The sequence below is a fragment of the Desulfosporosinus sp. Tol-M2 genome (assembly GCF_059735615.1).
The window spans coordinates 1-6339 of sequence record NZ_JCAIJG010000074.1; the positions used below are offsets into that span (position 1 = coordinate 1).

The following is a 6339-nucleotide window of genomic DNA, read 5'->3' on the forward strand; positions in this document are numbered from 1 at the left end:
TACGCAAAGTTTTTGCTATCGCCAGATTGAGGATCTGATTATCCGAAAAAAGCTGGATTACCCGATTCTAACTTTGGAAGGGGAAAATCCAACGGGATTGGATGCGCGGAGTAAAATGAGGATAGAGTCTTTTTTGTCTATGCTTGGCTCGTGAGACACGTCTTCTCTCGGCCATGCGCTCGTCGTCCAAACCAGGGTGTGATCACGACCTTCTGGCCCGGGAAGACGAAGGGATACGGTTTACGGTTGCCTGAAAAGTATCGCGACCCTCTTAAGGGGTCGCTGGGAAAAGTTTGGGACATGTAGGAAGGAGGGAGTGACTCATGTCTGAACAAACCATTTGTGGAATTGATTTAGGGAGCAGAAGTGTGAAGATCGCCCTAATGAAGGAGCGGATTGAGGGGGAAGGTTTAGAGATTCTCCGCTTGGAAAGCTTGGATACGATCAGTTTTTACCGGGAGTATGGGCGAAAGTCGGGAGAAAAACTGATCGTGGACTTTGAGGCGTTAGGACTGCCTGTTGTGGATCGCATAGTTTCCACCGGTTATGGGCGTAATACTTTGGAACTTGCCGGGGGAGAGGCTATTCCCGAGCTTAAGGCACATATGTTGGGAGCGCTTTATCAAACGGGGCTCAAGGATTTTATTTTGGCCGATCTTGGTGGTCAAGACAGTAAAATCATCCAGGTCCGCAAGGGTAAAATGATCGATTTTATGACGAATGATAAATGTGCGGCATCTTCCGGACGTTACTTAGAAAATATGGCGAGTATTCTTGATATGTCACTTGAGGAGCTCGGACAATACTCGGATGCTCCGGTGGAGTTGAACTCAACGTGTGCGGTGTTTGGCGAAAGCGAGTTGATCGGTAAGATCGTGGAAGGGTTCCCTTTAGCGGAACTCGCGGCCGGGGTTAACGCTACAATTGTTAAGCGCATTTTGCCTCTCCTGCGTTCATTCACCGGTGAGATTCTGGTCTTTACCGGGGGTGTTGCGCATAACCACGCCGTAGGTAAGCTTTTGGAGACTGGGTCGGGCAAGAAGATTGTCGTGCCGAAGGCGCCGCAGTTTAATGGAGCAATTGGGTGTTGTGTGGAGGATAGCTTTGTGTGATCGCGATCTTCTGGGCGGGGTTGCCTCGCATTTGCCTCTTGCTTTTACTTGTCTTAGGAGTAAAATGAGAGACAGGGATTGAGAATATTCAGAAATACATCATTCACCTGGATACAATAGTTCACAATTTCTTAAGCACAATTAAGGGTTTTGCGGTATAATGTAATTAATCTTGGAAATCTCTGATAGGAGTTGGAATGAGGTATGAATGGTTGCCCGTTATGTGGAGCACGTGAGGTTGGCCGAATTGGCCGTGAACGGTATTACTGCAGGGAATGTTGCCACGAATGGACTAAGGGTGGCGGTGAGGTTAAAATTTATGAAGTATTGTCGGATGGATCGGTTGAACAGTTGGAAACAGACCAGGAGGCTTTCTTTCATGAATTCTCTCAGCGTGTAACTTGTCGTCGCGTTGGATGAAAAACAAATTAAGAATTACATCAGCAAAACGCCTTTATGTGGTAATAAATGAACAGTCTCGTGATAATGAGTGATTAGTCAAAGAGGGTCAAACGGAGGGCTCTCTTTTGCTGTCTTTTAGTGATTTTCAAAATCAGTTCTTTGAAGATAACTGTAGAATACTCTATCCCACCCTAAGCATATGATCATTGCTTAAGGGGTAATCTATGGACTGCCGGAAACACTGTTGATTCGAATTCGAGCGAACGAGAAGGGGAGATTGGTTTTGTTTTACCCTTTTGAAATGGAACAATATCTTGAAACACTGCTGGGTGAACGGGATCCACTGCTTCGAGAAATGGAAGAGCAAGCCCTAAAGGAAACAATTCCGGTAGTGACGCCGATGATCGGAAATTTTCTCAACTTACTCGTTCATATGGGCAAGGCGCAGGCTATTTTAGAGATCGGAACGGCGATAGGATATTCAACGATTTGGTTGGCGCGTGCAGCGGAAACAACCGGAGGGCATGTCACAACGATTGATTTGAATAAAGATCGGTGTGCCCGAGCCCTTATATACTTTGAACGTGCGGGACTTCAAAACCTGATCACTGCTTTAGAGGGGGATGCCCGTAAGATCCTGCCGGTGTTAAATTCAAGGTTCGATTTTGTTTTCATTGATGCAGCCAAAGGTGAATATTTAGAATATTTGAATCTTATTTACCACTTAATTGCACCTGGGGGGTTACTGGTGGTGGACAATGTGCTTTTCCGTGGTTGGGTGGTTCCGGGAAGTGCTATTACACCAAAATATGACCGAATGGTGAATGGATTACGCCGATTTTTAGATGATCTTTGCCAGAATCGGGACTTTATCACTACTGTTTTACCGTTTGGAGATGGGATGTCAGTTAGCCGTCGGTTAAATGCGAAGTGCGATATTTGAGAATCGATATTCGACCACGAACCATGGACCACGACAAGGCAGGAGGGAAGGAAAATGAAGAGGACAATCGATAGTGATGGAGATTCACTAAATTGTGAGATTGCAAACCAACGCCATGGAGAGATCGATGTTCTTAGGGCGGTTGCGATTGTTCTAATGGTCCTTTTTCATCTTGTTTTTGACCTGCAGGAGTTTGCCGGGGTAAGTATTGACTATCAGTTCCCGCTTTGGTTTTTTATTGGAAAAGCCTCCGCCCTGCTTTTTATCTTTATCTCCGGTATTTCAAGTGGATTTAGCAGATCCCCTGTTAGGAGAGGCCTAAAAGTGCTGTTCTATGGCATGGGCATTACGGTGGCGACCTATCTATTCATGAAAGAGGGGTATGTTCGTTTTGGGATCCTGCATTTTTTAGGCGTGACAATGATCTTGTCTCCGCTCCTGGCCAGATTGTCTTCATGGACACTTTGGGGTCTTGCATGTTCTTCCGTGGTGATTGGATTTTGGTTCAAAGAGCAAGTGCTTGGAACGAGCCTATTGCTTCCATTTGGCCTTAAGTATGATGGGTTTGGCTCAATGGATTATTATCCCCTTTTTCCGTATCTAGCGGTGACCCTCTTCGGAATCCTGGCTTATCGGCATTTCTACGCTCAGCGGACGGAACCACTATTACCGTTTCAGCCAAATTCCAAACTCATTAAGTGGTTGAGCCAGAATTCATTGGGTATCTATTTATGTCATCAACCCCTACTCCTGCTCGTGATTTTCAGTATTAATCCCTTAAAGTATTCAACAACATTATTTAAGCCCTGACACTTGACCATCCATGGTCGTCGGTCCCTTCTAGCCATCTCGGCACCTTGCCATCCTTGGCGGCGCTCTAACCTCGAACGTCCTATTCGCGTCGTGGCTGCAGGGACACTCGTCCATCCTGGACAGCGGATTGGCGTTTCTCGTTCTATTCTGGTAAACTAAAATATGTAAATGACTTAGGTGAAAGAAAGGTTAGGTTATCAAAATGCAGCGTGCGCTCGGTCGGGCTTATGATGAATTACGGACTGTTAAAATTTCACGGCGGTTTACCAATATACCTGAGGGTTCGGTTCTCATCGAAATCGGGGAAACTCGGGTCTTATGTACCGCCAGTGTAGAAGAAAAAGTACCCCCCTTTCAGAAAGGCTCAGGCAAGGGATGGGTTACTGCGGAGTACGCGATGATTCCGCGGGCGACGCATACCCGGACGCTACGTGAACAAACCAAAGGTAAGGTTACTGGTCGCACGATGGAAATTCAACGTTTAATTGGTCGTGCGCTGCGATCTGTGGTTGATTTAAAGAAGCTTGGCGAACGCACAATTTGGCTGGATTGCGATGTTCTACAGGCGGATGGTGGAACTCGTACCGCTGCCATTACTGGAGCATACGTTGCCCTGATTGATGCCGTACAGTTTTTATTGGAAAAGAGACTAATTAGAACAAACCCAATACAAGATACACTTGCGGCAGTCTCCGTGGGGAAGGTCCAGGGACACGCGATTCTGGATTTAGAATATGAAGAAGATTCACGAGCGGACGTAGACATGAATGTCGTCATGACTGGTGCCGGAAAGTTCGTGGAAATCCAAGGAACAGCGGAAGAAACCCCCTTTGACCGTGCAGATTTAGATGCGTTATTGCAACTTGCCGAAAAAGGGATTCGCACTTTGATGGAAGTTCAGAAGACGACAGAGGAAACAACCTCATGAAGATAATACTTGCGACTCAAAACCAGGGAAAAATTCATGAACTTCAAGAACTGCTCGTGGATGAGGGTATTGAAGTGTTGTCTTTACTAAATATCCCGGACTGGGAAGACGTGGAGGAAAATGGGGTAACCTTCGCAGAAAATGCCGCGCTTAAAGCCAGAGAAGCGGTCCGGAGAACAGGGCTGATTGCTCTTGCCGATGATTCCGGCTTGGAAGTCGATGCCTTAGATGGTGCGCCTGGAGTATATTCTGCGCGTTTTGCGGGGGAACCGAAAGATGATGAACGCAACATTGACAAACTACTTCATCTCTTAGAAACGATCCCTGAGGACAAAAGGACTGCACGTTTTCGTTGCGCGTTGGTTATGGTAACGCCTTTTGGGAAAGAATATCTGACTGAGGGCACTGTTGAAGGGCGAATTTTGACCCTGCGTCGCGGCTCAGATGGATTTGGCTATGACTCGGTCTTTTATTTGCCGGAGTTTGCTCGCACGATGGCCGAGCTGACCTTAACTGAGAAAAATATGTTAAGTCATAGAGCTCAGGCATTTCGTAAAGTGATCCCGATCCTAAGAAATCAAAAAAGTAAATAATTTTTTTCTTGACGAATAGATAGAGATGAGCTATACTGATCAGGTCACCAAACGGGGCATAGCGCAGCTTGGCTAGCGCGCCTGCCTTGGGAGCAGGAGGCCGGGGGTTCAAATCCCTCTGCCCCGACCATGATTTTTCCGATTTTCCCCGGTTGAAATGGTACCTGGGTTGACGATCGTAATCCTTGAAATGCGCCTGTAGCTCAGCTGGATAGAGCATCTGCCTTCTAAGCAGGTTGTCGGGGGTTCGAATCTCTCCAGGCGCACCAATATTACAAGTTTTATGGTGGGTGTGGCGAAGTGGTTAACGCACCGGGTTGTGGTTCCGGCATTCGTGGGTTCGAAACCCATCACCCACCCCATAACGTAAAAGTTGCATCGGATGCTAAGTCGGGTGCTTTTGTTTTGTCAAAATCCTTCCATGAAAAAACATAACTTGTTATTTTGTAAGAACTATGATATTATTATTATTACTGCAACAATTATAAATATGCGGGAATGGCGGAACTGGCAGACGCACTGGATTTAGGTTCCAGCGGGAAACCGTGCAGGTTCAAGTCCTGTTTCCCGCACCAATACTGACTTTAATGGGCATCTGTAAGGCTAACGAAAACGTCAATGCCCAACAAATGCCCATCAAAAATTTTCCACACGATGGACTCGTCTAATCGGAAGTTAGGCGGGTCTCTTTTATATGCTCCATATTCTCTTCAAGTACTCTATGGCAGCCGGAAAAGCCGCCTCTGCCTCAAACAGTGGAGCGAGGCCGTATTATGGAAAGCGGAAGCCCTCAGGATCTTGTGAAAAAAGAGGCTGGTATTCAAGGTATAAGAAGCTGGAAGCCCTGAATTGCAGAATCTCATAATATGTTTCTCAAATTAAACTTCGTTGAATCGGAAATATGATCAACTAGAAGTATCAAAGCCGATATTTCCCCGAGAGCAAGTGAAACGTCTTGTGCTGCAATGTATTTTTCCAAGCGCTTTATGCTGATGTCGATAGTGTCGCTCTCTCGATGGTCGAGGATAACGGTCCACAAGGTTTTGTTTTTATCCCAGCGCAATTGGGCGGTGTGCAATTCTTTTTGAGCAACCTCCCATTTCCGGATGGAGATAGATTGTTCGACCGCCTCAAGCGGAACGCCGAAAGCAAGGGTAGATGTCTGAATATACTGAGAAGAAGTTAACGAACCTCCTAATAATAAAATGACAAGGGTAACAATGATTATAAGGGTGCGCAACAGATTCCACCTCACTCTATTTGTGTTTCATTTTGTCGGGGATGCGACGACACACGGGGGTAGCAAGTATCGAATGCACAACGACTCAAACAGAACATTCGACCTTATCGCTCCTTTACTTGCACGAAGAGTGTCCCAGAAGAATCGAGGCTTGCTAAGAGGACATCTTCGATCTTGTTAATAGTGCGCTTTTTTAGTTCACTATTTAACCAAGTCCGATCTTTATTGCCCCGCTGAAGGTTATTATTATTTAGTTTACCGTCCGAGATAATAACCAGCGGTAACCCTTCGGCCTTTGTTGGAATATG

General features: G+C 46.1%; 8 protein-coding genes, 4 tRNA genes and 1 pseudogene. 11 read left to right on the top strand and 2 right to left on the bottom strand.

All coding sequences use genetic code 11. The features are described from left to right. The 11 genes and pseudogenes from AC6I5A_RS05595 to AC6I5A_RS05645 all read left to right on the top strand — a co-directional run. A pseudogene (locus AC6I5A_RS05595) lies at positions 1-154 on the top strand (2-hydroxyacyl-CoA dehydratase); the annotation flags it as partial. Between the two features lie 169 nt (positions 155-323). Further along, positions 324-1112, top strand: a complete 789-nt coding sequence (locus AC6I5A_RS05600; protein WP_034612785.1) for an acyl-CoA dehydratase activase — start codon at positions 324-326, stop codon at positions 1110-1112. Between the two features lie 204 nt (positions 1113-1316). Beyond that, positions 1317-1532: a YrzR-like zinc ribbon domain gene (locus AC6I5A_RS05605; RefSeq protein ID WP_034612788.1), complete on the top strand. Its 216-nt coding sequence runs from the start codon at positions 1317-1319 to the stop codon at positions 1530-1532. A 265-nt stretch (positions 1533-1797) separates the two neighbouring features. Beyond that, positions 1798-2457: an O-methyltransferase gene (locus AC6I5A_RS05610; protein WP_497900523.1), complete on the top strand. Its 660-nt coding sequence runs from the start codon at positions 1798-1800 to the stop codon at positions 2455-2457. Positions 2458-2511: 54 nt separating this feature from the next. After that, a complete protein-coding gene (locus tag AC6I5A_RS05615; protein ID WP_497900524.1) occupies positions 2512-3267 on the top strand; it encodes a heparan-alpha-glucosaminide N-acetyltransferase in 756 nt (251 codons plus the stop codon). 205 nt (positions 3268-3472) lie between these two features. Next, positions 3473-4198 (top strand): ribonuclease PH, encoded by a 726-nt coding sequence (rph, locus tag AC6I5A_RS05620; RefSeq protein ID WP_034612793.1) that lies wholly within the window; start codon positions 3473-3475, stop codon positions 4196-4198. Then, a complete protein-coding gene (locus AC6I5A_RS05625) occupies positions 4195-4791 on the top strand; it encodes an XTP/dITP diphosphatase (protein ID WP_034612797.1) in 597 nt (198 codons plus the stop codon). The genes rph and AC6I5A_RS05625 overlap by 4 nt, the downstream gene beginning before the upstream one ends. 52 nt (positions 4792-4843) lie before the next feature. Next, a tRNA-Pro gene (locus AC6I5A_RS05630) sits at positions 4844-4921 on the top strand. A 62-nt stretch (positions 4922-4983) separates the two neighbouring features. Then, positions 4984-5060: transfer RNA gene (locus AC6I5A_RS05635), tRNA-Arg, on the top strand. 17 nt (positions 5061-5077) lie between these two features. Continuing rightward, positions 5078-5153 (top strand) — tRNA-His (locus AC6I5A_RS05640). 130 nt (positions 5154-5283) lie between these two features. Continuing rightward, positions 5284-5366 (top strand) — tRNA-Leu (locus AC6I5A_RS05645). Positions 5367-5650: 284 nt separating this feature from the next. Here the strand turns inward: AC6I5A_RS05645 and AC6I5A_RS05650 are convergent. Then, positions 5651-6031 (bottom strand): DUF4363 family protein, encoded by a 381-nt coding sequence (locus tag AC6I5A_RS05650; protein WP_034612800.1) that lies wholly within the window; start codon positions 6029-6031, stop codon positions 5651-5653. 104 nt (positions 6032-6135) lie between these two features. Further along, positions 6136-6339, bottom strand: a 204-nt coding sequence (locus AC6I5A_RS05655; protein ID WP_034612802.1) for a YetF domain-containing protein, incomplete at its 5' end; no start/stop codon positions are given.